This is a genomic window from Streptomyces sp. NPDC057428 (assembly GCF_042803195.1).
GTDB lineage: Bacteria > Actinomycetota > Actinomycetes > Streptomycetales > Streptomycetaceae > Streptomyces.
Genome location: NZ_JBHVCT010000005.1, coordinates 98917 through 122239, shown reverse-complemented (window position 1 = coordinate 122239; position 23323 = coordinate 98917). Strand labels below are relative to the sequence as shown.

Annotated in this window: 25 protein-coding genes, 1 tRNA gene, 1 pseudogene and 1 riboswitch; of the genes and pseudogenes, 7 read left to right on the top strand and 20 right to left on the bottom strand. The window is 69.2% G+C overall.

What is annotated here, in order from left to right; all coding sequences use genetic code 11:
- Positions 1–97: 97 nt before the first annotated feature.
- Positions 98–1525, bottom strand: a complete 1428-nt coding sequence (locus ACFU5K_RS03645) for a DUF445 domain-containing protein (RefSeq protein ID WP_384056274.1) — start codon at positions 1523–1525, stop codon at positions 98–100.
- Between the two features lie 177 nt (positions 1526–1702).
- On the opposite strand from ACFU5K_RS03645, the gene ACFU5K_RS03640 reads away from it, so the two are divergent.
- Positions 1703–2965: an SGNH/GDSL hydrolase family protein gene (locus ACFU5K_RS03640; RefSeq protein ID WP_384056271.1), complete on the top strand. Its 1263-nt coding sequence runs from the start codon at positions 1703–1705 to the stop codon at positions 2963–2965.
- A 115-nt stretch (positions 2966–3080) separates the two neighbouring features.
- Here the strand turns inward: ACFU5K_RS03640 and ACFU5K_RS03635 are convergent, their stop codons facing one another.
- The 6 genes and pseudogenes from ACFU5K_RS03635 to ACFU5K_RS03610 form a co-directional block, all read right to left on the bottom strand.
- Positions 3081–3773 carry a DUF1707 domain-containing protein gene (locus ACFU5K_RS03635; protein ID WP_384056366.1) on the bottom strand — a complete coding sequence of 231 codons (693 nt, stop codon included), beginning with the start codon at positions 3771–3773 and terminating at the stop codon, positions 3081–3083.
- Positions 3774–3902: 129 nt separating this feature from the next.
- Positions 3903–4646, bottom strand: coding sequence for a 3-oxoacyl-ACP reductase family protein (locus tag ACFU5K_RS03630; protein ID WP_384056268.1), 744 nt, complete (start codon positions 4644–4646; stop codon positions 3903–3905).
- A gap of 67 nt (positions 4647–4713) precedes the next feature.
- Positions 4714–5037: pseudogene (locus ACFU5K_RS03625) on the bottom strand (cupin domain-containing protein); the annotation flags it as partial.
- A 143-nt stretch (positions 5038–5180) separates the two neighbouring features.
- The gene (locus tag ACFU5K_RS03620) at positions 5181–6155 is read right to left on the bottom strand and encodes an ATP-binding cassette domain-containing protein (RefSeq protein ID WP_384056363.1); all 975 of its coding nucleotides are present in this window, start codon (positions 6153–6155) and stop codon (positions 5181–5183) included.
- Between the two features lie 18 nt (positions 6156–6173).
- Positions 6174–7055 carry an ABC transporter permease gene (locus ACFU5K_RS03615; RefSeq protein ID WP_384056265.1) on the bottom strand — a complete coding sequence of 294 codons (882 nt, stop codon included), beginning with the start codon at positions 7053–7055 and terminating at the stop codon, positions 6174–6176.
- On the bottom strand, positions 7048–7848 hold the full coding sequence (locus tag ACFU5K_RS03610; protein WP_384056263.1) for an ABC transporter permease: 801 nt from the start codon (positions 7846–7848) through the stop codon (positions 7048–7050). The genes ACFU5K_RS03615 and ACFU5K_RS03610 overlap by 8 nt, the downstream gene beginning before the upstream one ends.
- Positions 7849–8015: 167 nt before the next feature.
- Here ACFU5K_RS03610 and ACFU5K_RS03605 point away from each other — a divergent pair, with 167 nt between their 5' ends.
- Positions 8016–10517 carry a transglycosylase domain-containing protein gene (locus ACFU5K_RS03605; RefSeq protein WP_384056260.1) on the top strand — a complete coding sequence of 834 codons (2502 nt, stop codon included), beginning with the start codon at positions 8016–8018 and terminating at the stop codon, positions 10515–10517.
- Positions 10518–10521: 4 nt separating this feature from the next.
- Here ACFU5K_RS03605 and ACFU5K_RS03600 read toward each other — a convergent pair whose 3' ends face one another.
- The 3 genes from ACFU5K_RS03600 to ACFU5K_RS03590 all read right to left on the bottom strand — a co-directional run bounded on the left by ACFU5K_RS03600 (position 10522) and on the right by ACFU5K_RS03590 (position 11775).
- Positions 10522–10842, bottom strand: coding sequence for a DMT family transporter (locus ACFU5K_RS03600; RefSeq protein ID WP_384056257.1), 321 nt, complete (start codon positions 10840–10842; stop codon positions 10522–10524).
- Between the two features lie 36 nt (positions 10843–10878).
- Positions 10879–10954: riboswitch (guanidine-III (ykkC-III) riboswitch) on the bottom strand.
- Positions 10955–11002: 48 nt separating this feature from the next.
- Positions 11003–11338 carry a co-chaperone GroES gene (locus tag ACFU5K_RS03595; protein ID WP_073747983.1) on the bottom strand — a complete coding sequence of 112 codons (336 nt, stop codon included), beginning with the start codon at positions 11336–11338 and terminating at the stop codon, positions 11003–11005.
- A gap of 116 nt (positions 11339–11454) precedes the next feature.
- Positions 11455–11775, bottom strand: coding sequence for a DUF3618 domain-containing protein (locus ACFU5K_RS03590; protein WP_384056254.1), 321 nt, complete (start codon positions 11773–11775; stop codon positions 11455–11457).
- Positions 11776–11903: 128 nt separating this feature from the next.
- Between ACFU5K_RS03590 and bcp the strand changes: the two genes are divergently transcribed.
- From bcp to ACFU5K_RS03575, 3 genes are all read left to right on the top strand, one after another.
- Entirely contained in the window at positions 11904–12371 is a 468-nt protein-coding gene (gene bcp, locus ACFU5K_RS03585) for a thioredoxin-dependent thiol peroxidase (RefSeq protein WP_384056251.1), read from the top strand.
- A gap of 129 nt (positions 12372–12500) precedes the next feature.
- Entirely contained in the window at positions 12501–13997 is a 1497-nt protein-coding gene (gene proP / locus ACFU5K_RS03580) for a glycine betaine/L-proline transporter ProP (RefSeq protein WP_384056248.1), read from the top strand.
- Positions 13998–14114: 117 nt separating this feature from the next.
- Positions 14115–14198, top strand: a tRNA-Leu gene (locus tag ACFU5K_RS03575).
- 64 nt (positions 14199–14262) lie between these two features.
- Here the strand turns inward: ACFU5K_RS03575 and rdgB are convergent.
- The 4 genes from rdgB to ACFU5K_RS03555 form a co-directional block, all read right to left on the bottom strand.
- Positions 14263–14865, bottom strand: a complete 603-nt coding sequence (gene rdgB / locus ACFU5K_RS03570) for an RdgB/HAM1 family non-canonical purine NTP pyrophosphatase (RefSeq protein ID WP_384056245.1) — start codon at positions 14863–14865, stop codon at positions 14263–14265.
- Positions 14866–14931: 66 nt separating this feature from the next.
- The gene (locus tag ACFU5K_RS03565) at positions 14932–15321 is read right to left on the bottom strand and encodes a hypothetical protein (RefSeq protein ID WP_384056242.1); all 390 of its coding nucleotides are present in this window, start codon (positions 15319–15321) and stop codon (positions 14932–14934) included.
- A gap of 101 nt (positions 15322–15422) precedes the next feature.
- A complete protein-coding gene (gene rph, locus ACFU5K_RS03560) occupies positions 15423–16160 on the bottom strand; it encodes a ribonuclease PH (protein ID WP_384056240.1) in 738 nt (245 codons plus the stop codon).
- A gap of 125 nt (positions 16161–16285) precedes the next feature.
- Entirely contained in the window at positions 16286–16519 is a 234-nt protein-coding gene (locus ACFU5K_RS03555; RefSeq protein ID WP_014156020.1) for a glucose PTS transporter subunit EIIB, read from the bottom strand.
- 222 nt (positions 16520–16741) lie between these two features.
- On the opposite strand from ACFU5K_RS03555, the gene ACFU5K_RS03550 reads away from it, so the two are divergent.
- Complete coding sequence (locus ACFU5K_RS03550) at positions 16742–17992, top strand: PTS transporter subunit EIIC (protein WP_384056237.1); 1251 nt, start codon at positions 16742–16744, stop codon at positions 17990–17992.
- 82 nt (positions 17993–18074) lie between these two features.
- On the opposite strand, the gene ACFU5K_RS03545 is transcribed toward ACFU5K_RS03550, so the two are convergent.
- On the bottom strand, positions 18075–18827 hold the full coding sequence (locus ACFU5K_RS03545) for an MBL fold metallo-hydrolase (RefSeq protein ID WP_384056234.1): 753 nt from the start codon (positions 18825–18827) through the stop codon (positions 18075–18077).
- A gap of 172 nt (positions 18828–18999) precedes the next feature.
- Between ACFU5K_RS03545 and ACFU5K_RS03540 the strand changes: the two genes are divergently transcribed.
- On the top strand, positions 19000–19470 hold the full coding sequence (locus ACFU5K_RS03540) for a type II toxin-antitoxin system PemK/MazF family toxin (RefSeq protein ID WP_384056231.1): 471 nt from the start codon (positions 19000–19002) through the stop codon (positions 19468–19470).
- A 99-nt stretch (positions 19471–19569) separates the two neighbouring features.
- On the opposite strand, the gene ACFU5K_RS03535 is transcribed toward ACFU5K_RS03540, so the two are convergent.
- The 5 genes from ACFU5K_RS03535 to ACFU5K_RS03515 form a co-directional block, all read right to left on the bottom strand.
- Complete coding sequence (locus ACFU5K_RS03535) at positions 19570–20520, bottom strand: PLP-dependent cysteine synthase family protein (RefSeq protein WP_384056228.1); 951 nt, start codon at positions 20518–20520, stop codon at positions 19570–19572.
- Complete coding sequence (locus ACFU5K_RS03530) at positions 20520–20798, bottom strand: MoaD family protein (RefSeq protein WP_384056225.1); 279 nt, start codon at positions 20796–20798, stop codon at positions 20520–20522. Before ACFU5K_RS03530 ends, ACFU5K_RS03535 begins: the two co-directional genes overlap by 1 nt.
- Positions 20799–20911: 113 nt before the next feature.
- The gene (locus ACFU5K_RS03525) at positions 20912–21025 is read right to left on the bottom strand and encodes a putative leader peptide (protein ID WP_015577357.1); all 114 of its coding nucleotides are present in this window, start codon (positions 21023–21025) and stop codon (positions 20912–20914) included.
- Between the two features lie 119 nt (positions 21026–21144).
- A complete protein-coding gene (locus ACFU5K_RS03520; RefSeq protein WP_384056222.1) occupies positions 21145–21579 on the bottom strand; it encodes a Mov34/MPN/PAD-1 family protein in 435 nt (144 codons plus the stop codon).
- 98 nt (positions 21580–21677) lie between these two features.
- The gene (locus tag ACFU5K_RS03515) at positions 21678–23225 is read right to left on the bottom strand and encodes an alanine/glycine:cation symporter family protein (protein WP_384056219.1); all 1548 of its coding nucleotides are present in this window, start codon (positions 23223–23225) and stop codon (positions 21678–21680) included.
- Positions 23226–23323: the final 98 nt, after the last annotated feature.

The window sequence follows — 23323 nt, the reverse complement described above, 5'->3', positions numbered from 1 at the left end:
AGGGGATTGAACACGGACGCCGCCGGGTGCGTACTGAACAGCAACTCCCCGCGTGACCCGGGGGCGTGTCCGTACGACAGGACGGGCACGCCCCCGGTCAGCCCCCCAGCGCCTGTGACACGGAATAGATCGCCAGCCCGGCCAGCGCGCCGACCACGGTGCCGTTGATCCGGATGAACTGCAGGTCGCGGCCGATGTTCGCCTCGATCTTCTTCGACGTCTGGTGGGCGTCCCAGCCGGCGACGGTGTCGCTGATGAGCGAGGTGATCTCGGTGCGGTACGTCGTGACGACGTACGCCGCCGCGTCCTCCAGCCACCCCCCCAGCTTGGCCTGCAGCCTCTCGTCCGTGGACAGTCGCGCGCCGAGGGACATCAGCGAGGCCCTGGCCCGCAGCCGCAGTTCACTGCGCTCGTCCTCGGCGGCCGCGAGGATCATCGAGCGCACGGACGACCAGGCGGACGCGATGACGTCCTGCACCTCACCGCGCCCCAGGATCTCCGACTTCAGACGGTCGACCCGGGCGCGGGTGTCGCTGTCCGTCTGGAGGTCGGCGGCGAAGTCCGTCAGGAACCTGTCGATCGAGCCGCGCGCCGGATGCCTGGGCATGTCCCGCATCTCCGTGACGAAGCGCAGCAGCTCCTTGTAGACCCGCTCCCCCACCCGCTTGTCGACGAAGCGCGGGGTCCAGCCGGGCGCCCCGCCCTGCACCGCGTCCATCACGGAGTCGCCGTGCAGCACCAGCCAGTCGTGCGCCCGTACGCAGACGAGGTCGACGACCTTGCGGTGCCCGCCGTCCGCGACGATCCTCTCCAGCATCTTGCCCATGCCCGGGCCGACTTCCGCGGCCTCCGCCCGCCGGGTGATCGCCTCCCCGACGACCGCCTGCACGTCGGAGTCCCGAAGCACCGTCAGCGCGCCCCGCAGCGCCGTGGCGAGCTCGGCCGTGACCCGGTCGGCGTGAGCGGGCTCGGCGAGCCACGTCCCGAGGCGCGCACCGACCCCCAGAGCGTGAATTCGGTCACGAACGACGTCTCCGGAGAGAAAATTCTCGCCCACGAAGGAACCGAGTGACTCCCCCAACTGATCCTTCTTGGTAGGAATGATGGCAGTGTGGGGGATGGGCAGGCCGAGCGGGCGCCGGAAGAGCGCCGTGACGGCGAACCAGTCCGCAAGCGCACCCACCATTCCAGCCTCGGCAGCCGCTGCGACGTAGCCCGGCCAGCCCCCCACTCCCGAGTTCTCCGCCCACGTGGCGAGGACGTACACGAGCGCGACCAGGAGGAGCAGTCCCGTGGCGGTGGTCTTCATGCGGCGCACGCCGCGCTGTTTCTCCTCGTCGGCGGCCGTGTACGCGAACCCGCCCAACGGCAGCCCGGACGGCCGGACACCGGGCGCCGCGGGCGGCGCACCACCAGGATCCGCCCCCCGCCGCCCGGCCTCGATGCCCGGCGGCGCGCTCCCCGGCCGCCCGGGGCCGTGGCCGCCCGGCCCGGATCCCGTTCCCTGCCCCGCGTCCTGTTCCATGCGCTCCACCCGTCCGCGTACGCGTCACGCCGTGCCGTACGCATTGTCCCTACCCCACCTACTCCCGGGCCGCATGACGAGTTCCCCGGGGGTCGCCGCAACATGAGAACAACTCGAACACCATCCCGAACGCAGGACTCTGCGCCGGGCAGCACACCGCAAGGAGAAGCACCGCAGATGCCCAGGCGCCAGGGGTACACCCTGCTCATCGCCCTCGTGGCAGGCACCGCCGCCCTCGCCGCAGCCGTGGCGTTCGGTACGTCGCTCGTGGCGGCGCAGCGGACGGCACCGTTCACCGGATCCGAGTCGCACGCGGCGTCCCGCAACCAGGCCGCCCCGGCGAACACCACCGGCACCTGGGTCGCCACCTGGACCGGAGCACCCGTCAGCGCCGAGCCGAACTCCACCCACGGCTACCCCGGCCGCACCATCCGGAACACCGTGCACACCAGCATCGGCGGCGACGCGGCACGCATCACCCTGTCCAACCTCTTCGGCGCCTCCCCGCTCGTCGTCGACCAGGCGACCGTCAACACCCGACGGGTGACCTTCCGCGGCCGGCCCACCGTCACCGTCGCCAAGGGCGGACAGGTCGTCAGCGACCCGGTCGTCGTCCCCGTCGCCCCCGACGCCGATCTCGTCGTCACGCTGCGCACCCCGTACGCGGCCGGGCCCGTCACCCAGCACCCCAACACACACCAGACGTCGTACCTGGCCGACGGGCACGGCACCTGGAGCACGACCCGGTGGCGCTACCTGACGGCCGTCGACGTCCACAACAACGCCTCACCCGGCGCGATCGTCGTGATCGGCGACTCGCTCACCGCGGGCAGCGGCTCCACCACCGATGCCAACAGCCGCTGGCCGGACGTGCTCTCCGACCGGCTGCGGCACCGCTACGGCGTGGCCAACCAGGGCATCGCCGGCAACCGCGTCCTGCGTGACAGCCCGCTCAGCTCCCATGGCGTGAAGAAGCTGGGCGGGCAGAGCGCGACGCGACGCTTCGAGCGCGACGCGCTCTCCGTCGCCGGAGCGAAGACCGTCGTCATCGCGCTGGGAATCAACGACGTGCAGCAGGCTCCCCAGGAAGTGGACGCCCGCCGCATCACCGCCGGGCTCCGCGCACTCGCCGAGCGGGCGCGCGACCGGGGACTGCGGGTCGTCGGGGTGACGCTGACCCCCTTCCAGGGTTACGCCAGCTGGACACCCGAGCGCAACGCCGTACGCCTGGCGGTCAACGAGGAGATCCGGTCCGGCGGCATCTTCGACGCCTTCGTCGACTTCGACCGGGCGGTACGCGACCCGTACGCCCCGAACCGGATCCTGCCCGCCTACGACTCCGGCGACCATCTGCACTTCGACGACGCCGGCTACCGCGCGCTGGCCCACGCCGTCGACCTCGACGAGGTCGACGGGACGCCGAAGAGCGACATGCTCTGACGGGGCGGGAGGCCCGGCGCGGCACGCCCTGCCGGATCCTGCGAACGGGCTGCGGCAAGATGGCGGGACACGGGCCCCGGGTCCAGCGGACGGGCCCCGGCACGGACGGCGGGGCTCAGCCCAGCTCCTTGCGCCCGTCCCCCGTGTCCGGCTTCCGAAGGCGCATCAGCCGCTCCTGCTCCAGCTCCTGCAACCGCCGCTTCTCCGCCTTGCTCCGCTTGCGCTCCACACCCACGCCGCCCATCAGCGCGAACCCGGTGATCCTCACCCGCGGGGAGTCCGGGGCCGGGTCCTCCTCCTCGATCTTGGAGTGCTCACCGAAACCGCCCATGATGCCGAGGCCGCTCACCTGGACGTCGAGGTCCGGCGGGACCGTCACCTGGATACCTCCCATGACGGTGAAACAGCGGATCACGACATCGCGCTCCGCGAAGTGGGCCTCCCGCAGATCGATCTCGCCGCCGCCCCACATCGCGAACGAGGTGAACAGCCGGCCCACCGTCCACCGGCCCTTGCGGCTGAAGCCGCCCCAGAAGGCGAAGGCCCCCGAGGACGTCGCACGCCCGCCGATCCGCGCAGGCCAGTCGGTGCCCTGCCCCGTCCGCGCGGCGACCGGCCCGGTCACCGGCCGGACGGGGGCACCCGGCACCGGAAGATCCCGGACGAGCGGCTCCAACTCCCCGTGGGTGCGCGCCCGGTAGGTGGCGTCGAGCCGCTGCTCGAACTCGTCCATCTCCAGCCGGCCCTCGGCCACGGCCTCCCGGAGGGTCTCCGCGACCCGCTCACGTTCCGCGTCGGAGGCACGCATGTCGGAGTTTTCGCTTGTCATACCGCGCACCCTATAGAGCAACGACCGGGCGGGCCTACCGGCTGTTCCGCCATTCAAGGCGGGTCGACGCGCCCCGTCGGACGCGCTGCCTCCCGGTGTGCGGTCGAATCAGGAAGCGAATCCGCCGTCGACGTTCAAGGTCGCACCGCTCACGAAGTCGGCCTGCTCACTCGCCAGAAAGGCCACGAGACCGGCGACATCGTCCGGCACCCCGTTGCGTCCGACCGGGGTGAGTGGCAGCCAGTGTTCCGCAGCGTCCTGGCTTACGGCATCCGTCAGGATGGAGCCGGGCTGCACGGTGTTGACCGTGATTCCCCGTGCGCCCGGTTCGCGCGCCAGACCTCTGGTGAATCCGGCTACGGCGGACTTGCACATGTTGTAAACCGCGACTCCCAGGGCACCAGGCGGCTGCCGATCCGCCATGATGCTCCCGATGTTGATGATCTTACCCCCCTGGCCGAGATGCGCCACGGCACCCTGAGTGGCCACGAAAAGCCCGCGAAGGTTCACCCCGACCATGGTGTCGAAATCTTCCAGCGAATACGTGTCAAACGACCCGATGATGCCGGAGAACGCGTTGTTGACAAGAACGTCAAGGCTTCCGAACTCTTCGACGGCAGCGCCGATGGAAGCCAGGACCTCCTCAGGCTTCCCGCTGTCCGCTTTCAACGCAATCGCTGTACCTCCCGCGGACTTCACTGCCTCTACGACACCCTGCGCGCGACGCTCGGAACTCACGTAGGTGAACGCCACGCGCGCGCCATCCGCAGCAAGTCTCTTGACGATTGATTCTCCGATTCCGCGAGACCCACCCGTCACCAGGGCAACTTTCCCCTTGAGATGCAGAGTCACTTTCTGTCAGCTCCCTCACGAATGGCAACGCCGAGGCGAGTCCGAAGAAGAATTCCATCTTCACGTCCTCGGTACCGACGTTCCTGAACCGGTGTCGAATCCCTCGCGGCACGAAGACGAAATCACCTTCCGATGCCATGAAGGTTTTGTCGCCGTTCAGGAATTCCAACTCGCCCTTCAGGATGTAGAAGGACTCGTCGCTGCGCTCGTGAAGATGGGCGATGGGCCCGTTCCCCGGAGGGACCGTGGCAACCACAAAGCCCAGCGATCCATCAGTGTCTTTGGTGCTTACCTTGATCGTGTACTCATCACCGGCCACCCACTTGACCGGCCCCTCGTCGGCACGTACATGCAGTGCGCCGCTCTCGTAACCGCTTGAGGCGTTGAACATTCAATCCACTTTTGATTGACTCGTCAAGTGAATGGTTTGGGGAGGATCGAGATCCGGACACATTCGAAGATGAGGCAGGCCGCTTGAACCAGGTCAATACGCGACATCTATTGCCGGCCTCTGCCGAGAACCGGCCAACTCACTCACCGCCCAGGAGCAGAGTCCGACACGTACATCTTCGCGATGACGGACTCGATGTCCGGCTCGCGTACCGACAGGTCGACCAGCGGATAGTCCGCCGCGATACGCGCCACCAGCGGCGCCGCCGACGCGGCGGCCGGGAACGCGAGCCACTGCCGGGGACCCTCCACCTTCACCACCCGCACCGAGGGCTCCGAGGCCAGCTCGATCGGGGGGAGTTCACGTTCCAGGTCCACGACCAGCGTCCGCTCGCTCTCACCGACCTCGTGCAGCCCGGCGAGCGCACCGTCGTACACCAGGCGGCCGTGGTCGATCACCATCACCCGCTTGCAGAGCTGTTCGATGTCGGTCAGATCATGCGTCGTCAGGAGCACGGTCGTGGCGCGCTCCGCGTTCAGGTCCCGCAGGAAGCCACGCACCTTGGCCTTCGACACCACGTCGAGCCCGATCGTCGGCTCGTCGAGGTACAGCACCTCCGGATCGTGCAGCAGCGCCGCCGCGATGTCGCCCCGCATGCGCTGCCCCAACGACAGCTGCCGCACCGGCACCTCCAGCAGCTCGCCCAGGTCGAGGAGTTCGACACAGCGGTCCAGGTTCTCCCGGAAACGGCGGTCCGGGATCCGGTACATCCGGTGCATCAGCCGGTACGAGTCGCGCAGCGGCAGGTCCCACCAGAGGGTCGTGCGCTGCCCGAACACCACACCGATGCGGTGCGCCAGCTTCGTACGTTCCTTGGAAGGGTCGATCCCCGCGACCCGCAGCCTGCCGCCACTCGGCGTCAGGATGCCCGTCAGCATCTTGATCGTCGTCGACTTGCCCGCCCCGTTCGGGCCGATGTAGCCGACCATCTCACCGCGCGGCACCCGGAAGCTGATCCCGTCCACCGCCCGCACCTCACGCCGTTCACGGCGCAGGAAGCCCGTCTTCCGCCGTACGTCGAAGACCTTCTCGACACCGTCGAGTTCGATGAAGTCCATGTCGTCCACGTCCACTCCTCAGCTTCCCGTGCTGCGGTACGACCGCAGCCCCACTCGCCACACCAGACCCGCGAGCACCCAGGAGCCGCCCGCGACCACCGGCGGCAGGAAGGCCACCCACCGGGGCAGGTCCAGCGGGTAGTCCCGGCCCAGCACGTACAGCGCGGGCAGCCAGCTCACGAACGCCAGCGGCACGATGAACGTCACCCCGCGCACCAGGTCCCGCGCGAAGACCGACGGCGGATACTGCAGCAGCGTCGTCCCGCCGTACGTGAAGGCGTTCTGCACCTCCGAGGCGTCCTGGGCGTGGAACTGGAACGCCGCACCCGCCACGAACACGGCCCCGAAGATCGCCGCCCCGCTGAGCACCATCACCGGCAGCAGGACCACCTTCAGCGGAGTCCACACGATGTCCAGCGTCACCAGGGCGTACCCCAGCACCAGCAGCGCCTGCGAGATCCGGCCCAGCCTGCGCAGCGCGAACCGGTCCGCCGCCACCTGCGCCAGCACCGGAACCGGCCGCACCAGCAGCGTGTCGAGCGTCCCGTCGCGCACCCGCTGCCCCAGCCGGTCCACGGAACCCAGCAGGAGATCGCACAGCCCGAACGCGGTCGCCGACACCCCGTACAGCAAGGCGATCTCCGGCAGCGTGTAGCCGCCCAGCGCGTCCACGTGCGAGAACATCAGCATGATCGTGACGAAGTCGAACCCGGTCATCAGGAAGTTCCCGACCGTCGTCATCACGAACGACGCCCGGTACGCAAGCGTCGAGCGCAGCCACATCGCCACGATCAGCCCGTACGCGCGGACACCCTCGACCAGCCGGGACCGGTCGGCGAAGGCGACCTCCGCAGCCTCCGGCCCCGGCGCGACCACCGCCTCCACCTCGACCTCAGCCACCCTGCACCACCACCCTCCTGGTCGCGACGGACTGCAGCATGCGCCCGGCCAGCAGCAGCGCAACCGCCCACCCGGCCTGGAAGGCGTACGCCCTCAACAGGCCCCACCCCGTGTACTTGCCGAGGAAGACATCGGCCGGGACCTGGAGCAGCGACGACCACGGCAGCGCCCTCGCCACCTCCCCCAGCACACCCGGGAACAGCGTCAGGGGCAGCAGCATCCCGGAGAAGAAGAGCCCCGCCAGCATGGCCATCTGCAGCGCACCCGCCCCGTCCATCAGCCAGAACGCCGACAGTGCGATCAGGAAGCGCAGCGCGAAGCTCACCACCACCCCGAGCAGCACCGACACCAGGAAGGCCGGCCACGTCCACGGCGAGCCCGGCAGCGCCAGGTCGAAGGCCAGGGACCCCAGCACCATCGGCGCCACCCCGCGCCCCAGCAGATGGAACGCCGCCCGGCCCAGGTCTCCGGCCAGCCACCAGAACTGGAGGTCGGCGGGCCGGTACAGGTCGACCGCGATGTCGCCCGTACGGATCCGCTCCGTCAGCTCGCTCTCGAAGCCGCCGCCCATCATCGCGCAGGTCATCAGCAGCGCCTGACCCAGCCACACATACGTCAGGGCCTCGGACTGGTCGTAGCCGCCGAGCTGCGGCCGCTCGTCCCACAGGGCCATATAGGTGTAGGCGACGATGAAACCGAAGACGGTGTTCGTGAACACCCCCGCCACCGTCGCCGTCCGGTAGGTGGCGTACCGCCTGAATCCGCCGGCCGCTACCACCGCATAGAGCCGCACCGAAGCCCCTCCCCCACGCGTCATTCCGCCAGTCAGGACCAAAGCGCACGACGCTAGTCCATGGCGTCGTGCCGCCGCGACCCCGTTTCCGTGGAGGGATCCGAGGGTTATCGGTCCGAAAAGTGCACTATGGGATAATCATCCGTAGTCGAGGAGCCTCCACAGTCATGAGCCACGAGCCACCGCAGAACGGCGGAGACCCTGGTCAGCAGGGCTCCGGGGGCTGGACCCCCGGGGACCCCTCGACCCCGGCCGCAACCCCCGGACCGGCGCAGCCCGACGGCGCACAGGACGGCAAAGGGCGCACGAAACGCCCCAAGCGCCCCCGCCGCACGGGCTGGCGCAGAGCCGTACCCACCTGGCGCATGACCCTCGCCGGCTTCCTCTTCCTCGCCCTGGTCCTCGTCGGCGGATTCATCGCCGGCTACCAGCTCGTCGACATCCCCGCCGCCAACGCCAGCGCCACCGCGCAGTCGAACGTCTACCTCTACGAGGACGGCACCGTCATCGCCCGCGACGGCGAGATCAACCGCGAGAACATCCCGCTCCGCAAGATCCCCCGCACCATCCAGCACGCCGTACTCGCCGCGGAGGACCGGGACTTCTACTCCGAGGACGCCATCGACATCACGGCCACCCTCCGCGCCGGCTGGAACACCGCCACCGGCAAAGGCAGGCAGGGCGGCTCCACGATCACCCAGCAGTACGTCAAGAACTACTACCTCGGCCAGGAACAGACCATCGTCCGCAAGGCCAAGGAACTCTTCATCTCCATCAAGCTCGACCGCGAACAGAGCAAGGACGAGATCCTCGAGGGCTACCTCAACACCAGCTACTTCGGGCGCAACGCCTACGGCATCCAGGCGGCCTCCCACGCCTACTACGGCAAGGACGTCGACCGCCTCGACGCCGGCGAAGGCGCCTACCTCGCCTCCCTGCTCAACGCACCCAGCTCCTACGACGTCGTCGCCCACCCTGAGAACAAGGCCGCCGTACTCGCCCGCTGGAACTACGTACTCGACGGCATGGTCAAGCAGAACTGGCTCACCCCCGCCGACCGCGCCGCCATGAAGTTCCCCGTCCCCGGCAAGGTCAAGCCCGCCACCGCCCTCTCCGGCCAGCGCGGCTACATCGTCCAGGCCGTGAACGGCTACCTCGCCGCCAACCGGATCATCGACGAGAACACCCTCGCCACCGGCGGCTACCGCATCACCACCACCCTCCAGAAGAAGAAACAGCGCGCCCTCGTCGAAGCCGTCCAGGACAACGTCCTGGAGAAGACCAGCAAGGACCGTGCCGCCGACCGCAACGTCCGCGCAGGCGGCGCCTCCGTCGACCCCGCCAACGGCCACGTCGTCGCCCTCTACGGCGGCATCGACTACACGAAGCAGTACGTCAACAACGCGACCCGACGCGACTACCAGGTCGGATCCACCTTCAAGCCCTTCGTCCTCGCCGCCGCCATCGCCAACGGGTCCACCACCCAGAAGGGCCGCGCGATCACCCCCAACACCCGCTACGACGGCACCAACGAACGCACCGTCAGGAGCGCCACCGGATCCACCGGCTACTCGCCCGCCAACGAGGACGACGTCGACTACGGCTCGATCACCGTCCGCGAGGCCACCGACAAATCCGTCAACGCCGTCTACGCCCAGATGGCCCAGGACGTCGGTCCCGACGAGGTCAAGGACACCGCGGTCGCCCTCGGCATCCCCCGGAGCACCCCGGACCTCACCGCCTCCCCCTCCATCGCACTCGGCCCCGCCACCGCCAGCGTCGTCGACATGGCGTCGGCCTACGCCACCCTCGCCGACCACGGGAAACAGCGCCCCAGCACCCTCGTCGCCAAGATCAGCAAGAACGGCACCTCCCTCCCACTCCCCGCCAGGACCACCCGGCGCGCCATCAGCCGCGAAGCCGCCGACACCACGACCTCCGTACTGCTCAGCGTCGTCGACGGCGGCACCGGGACCGCCGCCCAAGGCGCCGGCCGGCCCGCCGCGGGGAAGACGGGCACCGCCGAGGAGGACAAGGCCGCCTGGTTCGCCGGCTACACCCCCGACCTCGCCACCGTCATCGCCGTCATGGGCCAGGACCCCGAAACCGGCGTACAGAAACCGCTGTACGGCGCCCTCGGCCTTGCCCGCATGAACGGTGGCGGCGCACCCGCCCAGACCTGGGCCGCCTACACCCGGGCGGCCCTGGAAGGCACCGAGGTACAGGACTTCGACCTGGAGGCCGACGAAGGCCCCGAAGAACCCGACCCGGACGAGAGTGCGGAGGAGGAGGACACGGAAGACACCGAGGACACGCAGGACACCGAGAAGTCCCCCGGCCCCCGCGAATCGCGCGAATCCCGCGAGGAGCAGGACGACACCCGCACCACCACCGAGAGCCCCCGCGCCCCGCGGTCACCCCGCACCGCCGACCCCGCCGACGCCGCCACCCCCGCCCCCCGACGGGAAGCGGCGGGACGGGAGCCCGGAGACCGCGAGAACCCCGGCGGCGACCCCGGGGCCCCCGCCGGCAAGCACCCGGACGGGGACCGGAACCGGCAGGCTGACGAGGCCGAGGAACGCGGCAGGCAGGCCGAGGAACACCGCAGGCAGGCCGAGGAACACGACCGCGACGACATGGCGGCCCCCCTCACCCCCGGCCGCACCTGAACCGTCAGCGCCCGGACGTCGCCTTCAGGCCCACCACGGCGACGAGCAGCAGACAGACGAAGAAGATCCGGGCCGCCGTCACCGGCTCGTTCAGCACCACCATGCCCAGCACCGCGGCACCCGCCGCACCGATACCGACCCACACCCCGTACGCCGTACCGATCGGCAGCGTCTTCGCCGCCTGCGACAACAGCATCATGCTGGCCACGATCCCCACACCGGTGAACACGCTCGGCCACAGCCGCGTGAACCCGTCGGTGTACTTCATCCCGATCGACCAGCCCACCTCGAGCAGACCGGCGACGATCAACAGAACCCAGGCCACGACAGCACCTCCACGACGGAACTCGCGAACAGAACGGGTGCGTCGTCTTTACGGAAAACCCGGTACGGCGCGTCTCGTCGGGGTCCAGCCACCGTAGCAAAGGGCAGGAAAAAGGCCTGGTGACAACCGTCACCAGGCCTCACGGACCAAACACCGCGCCCTACAGGTACAGCCCCGTCGAGTCCACCGAGCCCTCGAACCGGTCAGCGGCCACGGCATGCAGATCCCGCTCCCGCATCAACACGTACGCCACACCCCGCACCTCGACCTCGGCACGGTCCTCCGGGTCGTACAGCACCCGGTCACCGGGCTCGACCGTCCGCACGTTCTGCCCCACCGCGACCACCACGGCCCACGCAAGGCGCCGGCCGACCGCCGCCGTCGCCGGGATCAGGATGCCGCCGCCGGAACGCCGCTCGCCCTCCGGCGAGTCCGACCGGACCAGCACACGGTCGTGCAGCATCCGGATCGGCAGCTTGTCGTCGGTGTTGCTCATGCCGTTGTCGCTCACGTGCAGAAACCTACCTGCCCCGCACCGCACGACACGCCCCAGGGGCCGCCCGGAAACCGGCGCCGAACCCCGGCGCCCCGTGCGGCGCGGGACACCGGCCCTCAGCGCTTCCCGCGACTCTTCGACAGCGTCAGCAGAGCCACCGCGCCGACCACGACCACCGCCACCGGAATCACCCGCTCCAGCCGCGGCGAACCGTCCTCCGACACGAACTGCGCCCGCACGTCCGAAACCGAACGGTTCACCGCGACGAAAGCGCGCCCGGCCGTCCGGTCCACCGTCGACGCGACCTTGGCCTTCGCGTCACCCACGATCGTCTTCGGGTGCACCCGTACGCCGATCTCGTCCAGCACCAACGCAAGCTGCTGCCGCCTGCTGATGATGTCCGCCTCGATCTGCGCAGGGGTCCTCGTATCCGACACTGCGCCGCCTCCGTGGTCGTCGTCGGTAAGCCTTCATCGACAGTCTGTCAGCTCGACCGCCCCTACACCCGGCGGCACCCCCTATTACGCTCGGTGCGACACAGCCCGCGTGCCACTTGAGGAGAGCCATGAGCGAGCGACTGCAGACAGGCGACACCGCCCCCGCCTTCACCCTTCCGGACGCCGACGGCAAGGAGGTCTCGCTCGCGGACCACAAGGGCCGCAAGGTCATCGTCTACTTCTACCCCGCGGCGCTTACCCCCGGTTGCACCAAGCAGGCCTGCGACTTCACCGACAACCTGGAGCTGCTGACCGGCGCCGGATACGACGTCATCGGCGTGTCGCCCGACAAGCCCGAGAAGCTCGCCAAGTTCCGTGAGAAGGAGAACCTCAAGGTCACACTGGTCGGCGACCCCTCCAAGGAAACCCTGGAGGCGTACGGCGCATACGGCGAGAAGAAGCTCTACGGCAAAGTGGTGACGGGCGTCATCCGCTCCACGATCGTCGTCGACGAAGAGGGCAAGGTGGAGAAGGCCCTCTACAACGTCAAGGCGACCGGCCACGTCGCCAAGATCATCAAGGACCTGGGTATCTGACCCCGGTCCGGGGCGATCCCTGCCGAAGAGGATGTGACCGAGGTCGCAATCGGCAGCGAATTCGGTTTGCAACCGCCATGACCGCGCAGAAGCCTTTCCTGGAACACCGTTCGACGAAAGGAACCGGCCATGGCGGCCTCCGACCCCCACCAGGCGGCCGATCCTGATGCGGTCAAGCGGCACCCTGCGCTCTTCCGGGCCATCCGCAAGCGCCGGAACCCCCGGCTCCGCCGGACGGACATCACGGTCACCGACGACCAGGCCGTCAAGCGCGCGGTGAAGGCGGCATCGCTCGGTAACGCCATGGAGTGGTTCGACTTCGGCATCTACTCCTACCTCGCCGTCACCATCGGGCAGGTCTTCTTCCCGTCCGGGAACGACACCACCCAGCTCCTCTCGTCGTTCGCCACCTTCGCCGTGGCCTTCCTCGTACGGCCGCTCGGCGGAATGTTCTTCGGCCCCATGGGAGACAAGATCGGCCGCAAGAAGGTCCTCGCCCTCACCATGATCCTCATGGCGGTCGGCACCTTCGCGATCGGCCTCATCCCCTCCCACGGCACCATCGGCGTCTGGGCCGCGGTCCTCCTGATCTTCTTCCGGATGCTCCAGGGCTTCTCCACCGGCGGCGAGTACGGCGGCGCCTCGACGTTCATCGCCGAGTACGCGCCCGACAAGCGCCGGGGCTTCTTCGGCAGCTTCCTCGAATTCGGCACCCTCGCCGGATACGTCGGCGCCGCCGGCCTTGTCACCCTCCTGTACGCCCTCCTGGACACCGGCCAGATGGAGTCCTGGGGCTGGCGCATCCCGTTCCTCGTCGCCGGTCCGCTCGGCCTGGTGGGCCTCTACCTGCGACTCCGCCTGGACGAGACCCCCGCCTTCCAGAAGCTCGAAGGTGGCACGGCCCACGCCACGGAGGCCGCCGACCACGTCGAGTCCACCGCCAAGGGCGACCTGGCCAAGATCTTCCGCCAGTACTGGCCGACGCTGATCCTCTGCATCGCCCTGGTCGGTGCGTACAACATCACCGACTACATGCTCCTGTCGTACATGCCGACGTACCTCTCCGACGAGCTCGGCTACAGCGAGACCCACGGGCTGCTCATCCTGCTCGGCGTCATGGTCGTCCTGATGGTGGTCATCAGCAGGTTCGGCAAGCTCTCCGACCGCCTCGGCCGCAAGCCCCTGCTGATGACCGGAATGCTGGGATTCCTGTTCCTGTCCCTGCCGGCCTTCCTGCTGATCCGCCAGGGCAGCATCCCCGCGATCATCATCGGCATGCTGATGCTGGGCTTCTCCCTGGTCTGCCTGCTGGGAACGATGTCGGCAGCCCTTCCGGCCCTGTTCCCGACCAACGTCCGCTACGGCGCCCTGTCGGTCGGCTACAACCTGTCGGCCTCGATCTTCGGCGGCACGACTCCGCTGGTGATCACGGCCCTGATCAGCTGGAGCGGCACGAACCTCATGCCGGCGTACTACGCGATGGCGGCGGCCCTGGTCGGCGTGATCGCGGTGGCCTGCATGAAGGAGACCGCCAACCAGCCGCTCGCCGGTTCCCCGCCCTCGGTGGAGACGGAGCAGGAGGCGGCAGAACTGGTCCAGGCCCAGAGCCCGGAACCGAAGTTCTGACGCGCGTTCCTGACGGAGGGGCCCGTACCGCTTCGTGTGAAGCGGTACGGAACGGGAACCCGATCCGCCTCGGCGTACCCGTGCGGGACGTGATCCCGTTAGCATGGTCGATGGCATGCGGCCGTGTCGTAACTGGCAGCCGAGCGGCGTTTAGATCGCCGTGGGAGAAATCCCGTGTGGGTTCGAGTCCCACCGGCCGCACGGAAACCGAGAGGGGCCCCCGACCGAGGTCGGGGGCCCCTCTCGGTCTGCGGTGGTGCGGGACTCAGCCCACCAGCTCCCGCACCACCGGCACCAGCGCCCTGAACGCCTTGCCCCGGTGGCTGATCGCGTTCTTCTCCGACGGCGTGAGTTCCGCGCAGGTGCGGGTCTCGTCGTCCGGCTGGAGGATCGGGTCGTAGCCGAAGCCGTGCGTGCCGGCCGGGGTGTGGCGGAGCGTGCCGTTGAGGCGTCCCTCGACCACGCGTTCAGTTCCGTCGGGCAGGGCCAGGGCGGCGGCGCAGGCGAAGTAGGCGCCGCGGTGGGCCGCGTCGATGTCGCCGAGCTGGGCGAGGAGCAGGTCCAGGTTGGCCCGGTCGTCGCCGTGGGTGCCGGACCAGCGGGCGGAGAAGATGCCGGGGGCGCCGCCCAGCACGTCGACGCAGAGGCCGGAGTCGTCGGCGATGGCGGGGTGGCCGGTGGCCTGGGCCAGGGCGTGGGCCTTGAGGAGTGCGTTCTCGGCGAAGGTGACGCCGGTTTCCCTGACGTCGGGGACGTCCGGGTACGCGTCCGCGCCGACGAGGTCGTGGGTCAGACCCGCGTCGGCGAGGATCGCGTGGAGTTCGGTGATTTTCCCGGCGTTGCGGGTGGCGAGGATCAGGCGCGTCATGCGTCGATTATCGCCGCCTGTTCACGGGGGTCCCCCGCGGTGGTCGTCAGGTGACGGCCCGTCCGGTCAGGGGGTGCAGACCTTGCCGATCTCGGTGGCGGCGTCCGTGACGGGGGTGATGTCGGGGGTGGCGTCGCCCTTGTCGATGGAGGCGCGGACGTTGGTGACGCCGGCCTGGAGGTCGTCGACCGCCTCGCTGAGGTCGGCGTTGTCGGTGGTGTCGCCGAGGTCCTTGAGGTCCTTGTCGATCTGGTCCAGGGCTTCCGAGGCTTGCGTCGGGTCGTCGGACGCGTTGGATATGGCCTGCTGGAGGCTGTTGACGCTGGTGGCGATGGCGTCGGCGGTGCGTACGCAGTCGAGGGCCTTGTCGACGGCGCCGCAGCCTGCCGCGGCCGTGATGGTCAGCAGGGTTGCCGTGACGGCGAGTGCGGTGCGGTGGTGGCGGCGCGAGGCCATGATGCGGTCCCTCCCCGGAGCGGATACGTGGACGGGCGCACGGTTCGACCCGTGCGCCCGTACTCGTCACGACGCTGTGCGCTGCGCTTTTGGTTGCTTCTTTACTCGCCGAGTGTGCGGGCGAGTGCTTCTTCCTGGAGCTTGGCGAGGTCGACGCAGCCGGCGGTGGCGAGACCGAGGAGGGCGTCGAGTTCGGCGCGGTCGAAGGGCTGGGCCTCGGCGGTGCCCTGGACCTCGACGAAGCGGCCGTCGCCGGTGCAGACGACGTTCATGTCGGTGTCGGCGCGGACGTCTTCCTCGTAGCAGAGGTCGAGGAGGGGGGTGCCGTCGACGATGCCGACGCTGATGGCGGCGACGGTGCCGGTGAGGGGCTTGCGGCCGTGCTTGATGATCTTCTTGCCCTGGGCCCAGGCGATGGCGTCGGCGAGGGCGACGTAGGCGCCGGTGATGGCCGCGGTGCGGGTGCCCCCGTCGGCCTGGAGGACGTCGCAGTCGAGGACGATGGTGTTCTCGCCCAGGGCCTTGTAGTCGATCACCGCGCGCAGCGAACGGCCGATGAGCCGGCTGATCTCGTGGGTGCGGCCGCCGATCTTTCCGCGTACGGATTCGCGGTCGCCTCGGGTGTTGGTGGCGCGGGGCAGCATGGAGTACTCGGCGGTGACCCAGCCTTCGCCGCTGCCTTTGCGCCAGCGCGGGACACCTTCGGTGACGGAGGCCGTGCAGAAGACCTTGGTGTCGCCGAAGGAGATGAGTACGGAGCCTTCGGCGTGCTTGCTCCATCCACGTTCGATGGTGACGGGGCGGAGCTGTTCGGGGGTGCGGCCGTCGATACGAGACATGGCGTCGAGCCTATCGGCTGAGGACGCCGGGTCTGTTCGGGTGCACGGCAGACCCCGCTCCGAGCCGGTCGGGGGCGGAGCGGGGCCTGCGCGTGGGCTTCGGGTGGGCCGGTGGCGTCAGCCGGTCACATCATGTCTTCGATGTCGGCGGCGATGGGGTCGGCGTCGGTGCCGATGACGACCTGGATCGCGGTGCCCATCTTGACGACGCCGTGGGCTCCGGCGGCCTTGAGCGCGGCTTCGTCGACCTTGCTGGGGTCGTGGACCTCGGTGCGGAGGCGGGTGATGCAGCCTTCGATCTCGTCGATGTTCTCGATACCGCCGAGCCCGGCGACGATCTTCTCAGCCTTGCTGGCCATGTCCTTCTCCCTGGTTCTGTGCGTGCGTGGGGCGGCCCACCGTGGGTCCGTTTCGTCACGTTAACGCACGATTAGCCCAATTTCGCGGGCGGATATTCGCCCGGTCCCCAATGATGACGATCACCGGCACCCTGTCTTCCGGCAGAGCTCCGCACCGTATCGGAACTGGTCTACACCAGTTTCCAACGACCGCCAAACCAGGCTTGTTCCGGGAGGAAGCCGATGAGTTCGAGCGCGGCGGCAGTACCGCAGCGGCAGTGGTGGAACGGGCCGGTCCAGGGCTTGCAGAAGGTGGGCCGTAGCCTGCAGCTGCCGGTGGCCGTCCTGCCCGCCGCCGGACTCCTGGTCAGCCTCGGCAATCTCTTCGGCTCATCGCTGCACGGTGCCTTCTGGGACAAGTTCGCCAAGGTCCTCCTCAACGGCGGAGGGGCGATCCTCAACGGCGACCTGGGGCTGCCCCTGCTGTTCTGCATCGGCGTGGCCATCGGTTTCGCGAAGAAGGCGGACGGCTCGACCGCACTCGCGGCGGTGGTCGGGTTCCTCGTCTACCGAGGCGTGCTGACGGCGTTCCCGGTCGACGGGACGGTGACCAAGGCGCTGCCCGCCGGGACGCCGCAGAACCCGGGGGTCCTCGGCGGCATCATCATCGGCCTGCTGACCGCCGTCGTCTGGCAGCGCTACCACCGCACCAAACTGGTCGACTGGCTGGGCTTCTTCAACGGCCGCCGCCTGGTCCCGATCCTGATGGCGTTCCTCTGCGTGATCCTGGGGACGCTGTTCGGCCTGCTCTGGCAGCCGGTCGGTGACGCGCTGACCTGGTTCGCCAAGCAACTGATCGATCTGGGCGCCTGGGGTGCGGCGATCTTCGGGTTCGCGAACCGGCTGCTGATCCCCATCGGCATGCACCAGTTCCTGAACACCTTCTTCTGGTTCCAGGCGGGCGAGTTCACCGGCGCGGACGGGGCGACCGTCCAGGGCGACATCTCCCGGTTCTTCGCCGGGGACCCGTCGGCGGGCCAGTTCACCTCGGGCTTCTTCCCGATCTTCATGTTCGGCCTGCCCGCCGCCGCGCTTGCCATCGCGCACACCGCACGTCCGGAGCGGCGCAAGGAGGTGGCCGGACTCATGCTCTCCGTGGCGCTGACGTCGTTCGTGACGGGTGTGACGGAACCGATCGAGTTCTCGTTCCTCTTCGTCGCACCGCTGCTGTACGGGGTGCACGCCATCCTCACCGGCGTCTCGATGGGCGTCACCTGGGCGCTCGGCGTGCACGCCGGTTTCAGTTTCTCGGCGGGGCTGATCGACTACGTCGTCAACTGGCACCTGGACACGAAACCGTGGCTGATCATCCCGATCGGCCTGGTCTTCGCGGTGATCTACTACGTGGTCTTCCGGTTCGCCATCACGAAGTTCAACCTCACCACCCCGGGCCGTGAGCCCGAGGAGGAGGTCGAGGACCTCACCAAGGCGTAGCCCCGGGCCTGCCATGACCGAAGCCCCCCACCTCCCGCGCGGGAGGTGGGGGGCTTCGCGGCTGTTCCGGCTCTCGACAGCTCTAGACCTCGTACACCGCGCCGGGTGCCGCCACCTCGACCGGCCCCTCGTACACCTCGCGGGCATCGGCGAGGTTGCGTTCGGCATCCGTCCACGGCGGGATGTGGGTCAGGACGAGGCGGCCCGCTCCGGCGCGTGCGGCGTACTCGCCGGCTTCGCGGCCGTTGAGGTGGAGGCCCGGGATGTCCTCCTTGCCGTGGACGAACGAGGCTTCGCAGAGGAACAGGTCGGCGCCCTGGGCGAGTTCGGCCAGCGCCTCGCAGGCGCCCGTGTCGCCCGAGTACGTGAGGGCGCGGCCCTCGTGCTCGATGCGGATACCGAAGGTCTCGACGGGGTGGCAGACCTTCTCCGTACGGACCGAGAAGGGGCCGATCTCGAACGATCCGGACTTCAGGGTGTGGAAGTCGAAGACCTCGCTCATCGCGTGGTCGGACGGGGTGTCGGCGTGAGCAGTGGTCAGGCGCCGCTCGGTGCCCTCGGGTCCGTACACGGGGATCGCGGCCGGCCGGCCGCCGTCGAAGCGGTAGTAGCGGACGACGAAGTACGCGCACATGTCGATGCAGTGGTCGGCATGGAGGTGGCTGAGGAAGATGGCGTCGAGGTCGTAGAGACCGACATGGCGCTGCAGCTCGCCGAGGGCACCGTTGCCCATGTCGAGGAGCAGCCGGAAGCCGTCGGCCTCTACGAGGTAGCTCGAGCATGCCGATCCCGGGGAGGGGAACGAGCCGGAGCAGCCGACGACGGTGAGCTTCATGGAGCGTGAACCTCCGAGGCATGGGAACGGGGAGGGTTCGTGCGGTCCGTCGAGCGTAAGGCGCGAAAGAGCCGGTCGCTCCTCCATGGCCTGCCGTTGTGGGGGAACTCACCTGTGCTGTCACCGGTTCGATGGAAGACCGGGGGTCGTGGGGCGCGGGTACGGTCTGGGGATGAACACGTGGTGGTGGGCGGCACTGGCCGCCGTGGTCCTGCTGGCGCTCGTGGCGACGGTCTCCGATGCGCGGGGCCGGGGCGGGCGTGGTCCGCGGCGCCCGGGCGGGCGGACCCGGCCTCCGGGGCGGGCTCCGGAGCGGAAGAGGGGGCGGCCGCACGGCGAGCCGCGGCCCGGGGAGATCTGGTGGGCGGACGTGCCGTACGAGGACGGGCCCGGGTCGAAGGACCGGCCGTGTCTTGTGCTGTCGGTGCGAGGCGGCACCGCGGTCGTCGCCAAGATCACCAGTAAGCACCACGAGGAGCGGCCCGGGGTGATCGCGTTGCCGCAGGGTGCGGTGGGGGACGCGCGGGGCAGGCAGAGCTTCCTGGAGACGGGCGAGTTGCGGGACGTGGCGGTGTCGGGGTTCCGCCGTAAGGCCGGTGAGGTGGACCCGGGGCTGTGGGACCGGGTGCGCGACCTGGGGTGAACACACGGGAGGCGTGGGGCGGGGTCGTGCTCCCGCCCCACGCCTCCTGACGTCCTGGGTCCCGGTGTGCGTGCTGGACCTGTTCCCGTCGGGCCCGTGCTACGCCCAGAGCTGGCCGTGCAGGGTCTCGATCGCGGCCTCCGTCGTGGGCGCGGTGTAGACGCCGGTGGACAGGTACTTCCAGCCTCCGTCGGCGACGACGAAGACGATGTCCGCGCTCTCCCCCGCCTTGACCGCCTTCCGGCCGACGCCGATCGCGGCATGGAGTGCGGCGCCGGTGGAGACGCCCGCGAAGATGCCCTCCTGCTGGAGGAGCTCGCGGGTGCGGGTGACGGCGTCGGCGGAGCCGACGGAGAAGCGGGTGGTGAGCACGGAGGCGTCGTAGAGCTCGGGGACGAAGCCCTCGTCGAGGTTGCGCAGGCCGTAGACGAGGTCGTCGTAGCGCGGTTCGGCGGCCACGATGCTCACGTCGGGCTTGTGCTCGCGCAGGTAGCGGCCGACGCCCATGAGGGTTCCTGTGGTGCCGAGTCCCGCCACGAAGTGGGTGACGGAGGGAAGGTCGGCGAGGATCTCCGGGCCGGTGGTGGCGTAGTGGGCGCCCGCGTTGTCGGGGTTTCCGTACTGGTAGAGCATCACCCAGTCGGGGTGCTCGGCGGCGAGCTCCCTGGCCACGCGGACGGCGGTGTTGGAGCCGCCCGCGGCGGGCGACGGGATGATCTCCGCGCCCCACATGGTGAGGAGGTCGCGCCGTTCCTGCGAGGTGTTCTCGGGCATGACGCAGACGATGCGGTAGCCCTTGAGCCTGGCCGCCATGGCGAGCGAGATCCCGGTGTTGCCGCTGGTCGGTTCGAGGATGGTGCAGCCGGGCGTCAGCCGGCCGTCCTTCTCGGCCTGTTCGACCATGTGGAGCGCGGGGCGGTCCTTGACGGAGCCGGTGGGGTTGCGGTCCTCGAGCTTGGCCCAGATCCGGACGTCGTCGGACGGTGACAGCCGCGGCAGGCGGACGAGGGGGGTGTTGCCCACGGCCGCCAGCGGGGAGTCGTACCGCATCAGCGCATGCCGCCGGCGACGGCCGGGAGGATGGTGACGTTGTCGCCGTCGGTGAGCTTGGTGGAGATGCCGTCGAGGAAGCGGACGTCCTCGTCGTTGAGGTAGACGTTCACGAAGCGGCGCAGCTGGTCTCCGTCGACGATGCGCTCACGGATGCCGGAGTGGCGGCTCTCCAGGTCGGCGAGGAGGTCGGCGATGGTCTCCCCGCTGCCCTCGACCGCCTTGGCGCCGTCGGTGTAGGTGCGGAGGATGGTCGGGATGCGGACCTCGATGGCCATGGCGTGGGCTCCTGTCGAATGCGGGGAGGTGGCGTGGGGCGCGCGTGTGACGGCCCCCGCGCGGGGGTGGTGCGTACGTGGTGGCGCTCGGTCCGCGGCTCAGGCCGGGCGGTTCACGGGCAGGCCGCGGCCGGACACATCGCGCTGGACAGCCTGCACAGGTCGACGTGCAGCCGCGCGACGAGCAGCATGCCCGGCGTCTTGTCGCTCACGTCATGGGGAACCATGGGCTCATCGTATCGATTCCCCAACGGGAACCCGGAGTGTGATCCCACATGGTGGATGGCGAGCGTTCGCCGGCCGGACAGGCGGGTCGGGGCGGCGCTTGTGGCGCCGCCCCGGCGTGTCAGGTGGCGGTGGGGTACGCCTCCACGACCTGGACCTCTTCCTCGGTGATCTCGCCGTCGACGATGCGGTACGAACGGAACTGGAAGGGGCCGGCGTCGTCGGTGTCCGCGGTGGAGACCAGGACGTAGTGGGCGCCGGGCTCGTTGGCGTAGGTGAGATCGGTGCGCGAGGGGTAGGCCTCGGTCGCGGTGTGGGAGTGGTAGATGATCACCGGCTCCTCGTCGCGGTCGTCCATCTCGCGGTAGAGCTTCAGCAGGTCCCCGGAGTCGAACTCGTAGAACGTGGGCGAGCGCGCGGCGTTGAGCATGGGGACGAAGCGTTCGGCGCGGCCCGTCCCGGCCGGGCCCGCGACCACTCCGCACGCCTCGTCGGGGTGGTCGGCGCGGGCGTGCGCGACGATCTGGTCGTGGAGCGCCTGGGTGAGGGTCAGCATGGCGCCAGGATAAGCAGACGGGACGGGCCCGTACCGAGTGAGGTACGGGCCCGTCCCGATGCCGTGGAAATGGGGCCCGGGGAGGCCGCCTCCGAAGGTCAGCCCACGTTCGCCGGCGCCATCTCCTGGCCGTCGTCCGTCGAACCGACCGAGTCCGTCCCTCCGGTCTTGTGCCTGCGGACGTACTCGAGGAACGAGGTCAGTTCCCGCTTGACGAGAGGCGCCAGCAGGTACAGCCCGATGATGTTGATCACGGCGAGGGTGAAGAGCACCGCGTCCGCCATGTCGATCAGGGTCTGCAGCGTGAGCAGGGAGCCGGCGACCGCGAAGACCGTGTAGAGGATTTTGTAGGTGGTCTCGCTGGTCCTGGACCGGCCGAAGAGGTAGGTCCACGCCTTGAGTCCGTAGTAGCCCCAGGTCAGCACGGTGGAGACCGCGAACAGCATGACGGCGACGGTCAGGATGTGGGGGAACCAGGGCATGACCGTGGCGAACGCGTCGGAAGTGATGGTGACACCACCGATGTCCTCGCCCGAGCGGGCCTCGCTCCAGCTGGTGGGGTCGGCCACGACAATGGTCAGCGCGGTCATGGTGCAGACGATGACGGTGTCGATGAACGGCTCCAGCAGGGCGACCAGCCCCTCGCTCGCGGGGTGCTTGGTCTTCACCGCGGAGTGGGCGATCGGGGCGGAGCCGAGACCGGCCTCGTTGGAGAACGCGGCACGCTTGAAGCCGACGATCAGCGCACCGAGGATGCCGCCCGCGACACCCTCCGGATGGAACGCGCCCTCGATGATCGTGCCTACGGCGGCGGGCAGTTGGCTGACGTTGACGATGAGCACGGTGAGGCAGGCCAGGATGTACAGCCCGGCCATGGCGGGAACGAGACGGCTGGTGACGGAGGCGATGGAGCGGATGCCGCCCAGGAGTACGACGCCGACGATCGCGGCGACCAGCAGACCGAAGAGGAGCGCGCCGGCGGAGGAACCGACGGCTCCGTCCTCGCCGCCGGTGACCGAGACGAGCTGGGCGTAACTCTGGTTCACCTGGAAGAGGTTGCCGCCGAAGAGCCCGAAGAAGAGGATCATCGCGGAGGCGAGGACGGCGAGGAACTTGCCGAACTGCCCACCCCGGGTGCCGAACCGTTCGGCGAGGCCCTTGGGAAGGTAGTGCATGGGCCCGCCGGAGACAGTGCCGTCCGCGTGCACCTCCCGGTACTTCACGCCGAGGGTGACCTCGACGAACTTGGTGGCCATGCCGAGCAGGCCGCAGAGGATCATCCAGAACGTCGCGCCGGGACCGCCGATGGTCACGGCGACGGCCACACCGGCGATGTTGCCGAGTCCCACCGTTCCGGAGACCGCCGCTGTCAGTGCCTGGAAGTGGTTGACCTCGCCCGGTGCGCCCTTCTCGTCGAAGCGCCCCCGCACCACGTCGACGGCGAGGCGGAACCTACGGATCTGGATGAAGCCGAACCAGCCGGTGAAGACCAGACCGGCCACTACGAGCCAGGCGACGATCAGTGGAAGGCCGGTGCCGAAGACGGACACCTCGTAGAAAACGACTTTGCCCAGCCATTCGGCAATGGGTTCGAAGAATCCGCTGACGGCCTCGTCGATGTTCTGGGTCATGGAGTCAAGTGACATCTGGCTACCTCAGTGGCGCAGGGCTGTCCGCGCGTGGGGCGGACATAGCGGGTGCGGACTTGGAGTAAGCGCCGGTGTCCGATCGGCGTATGGGGGAT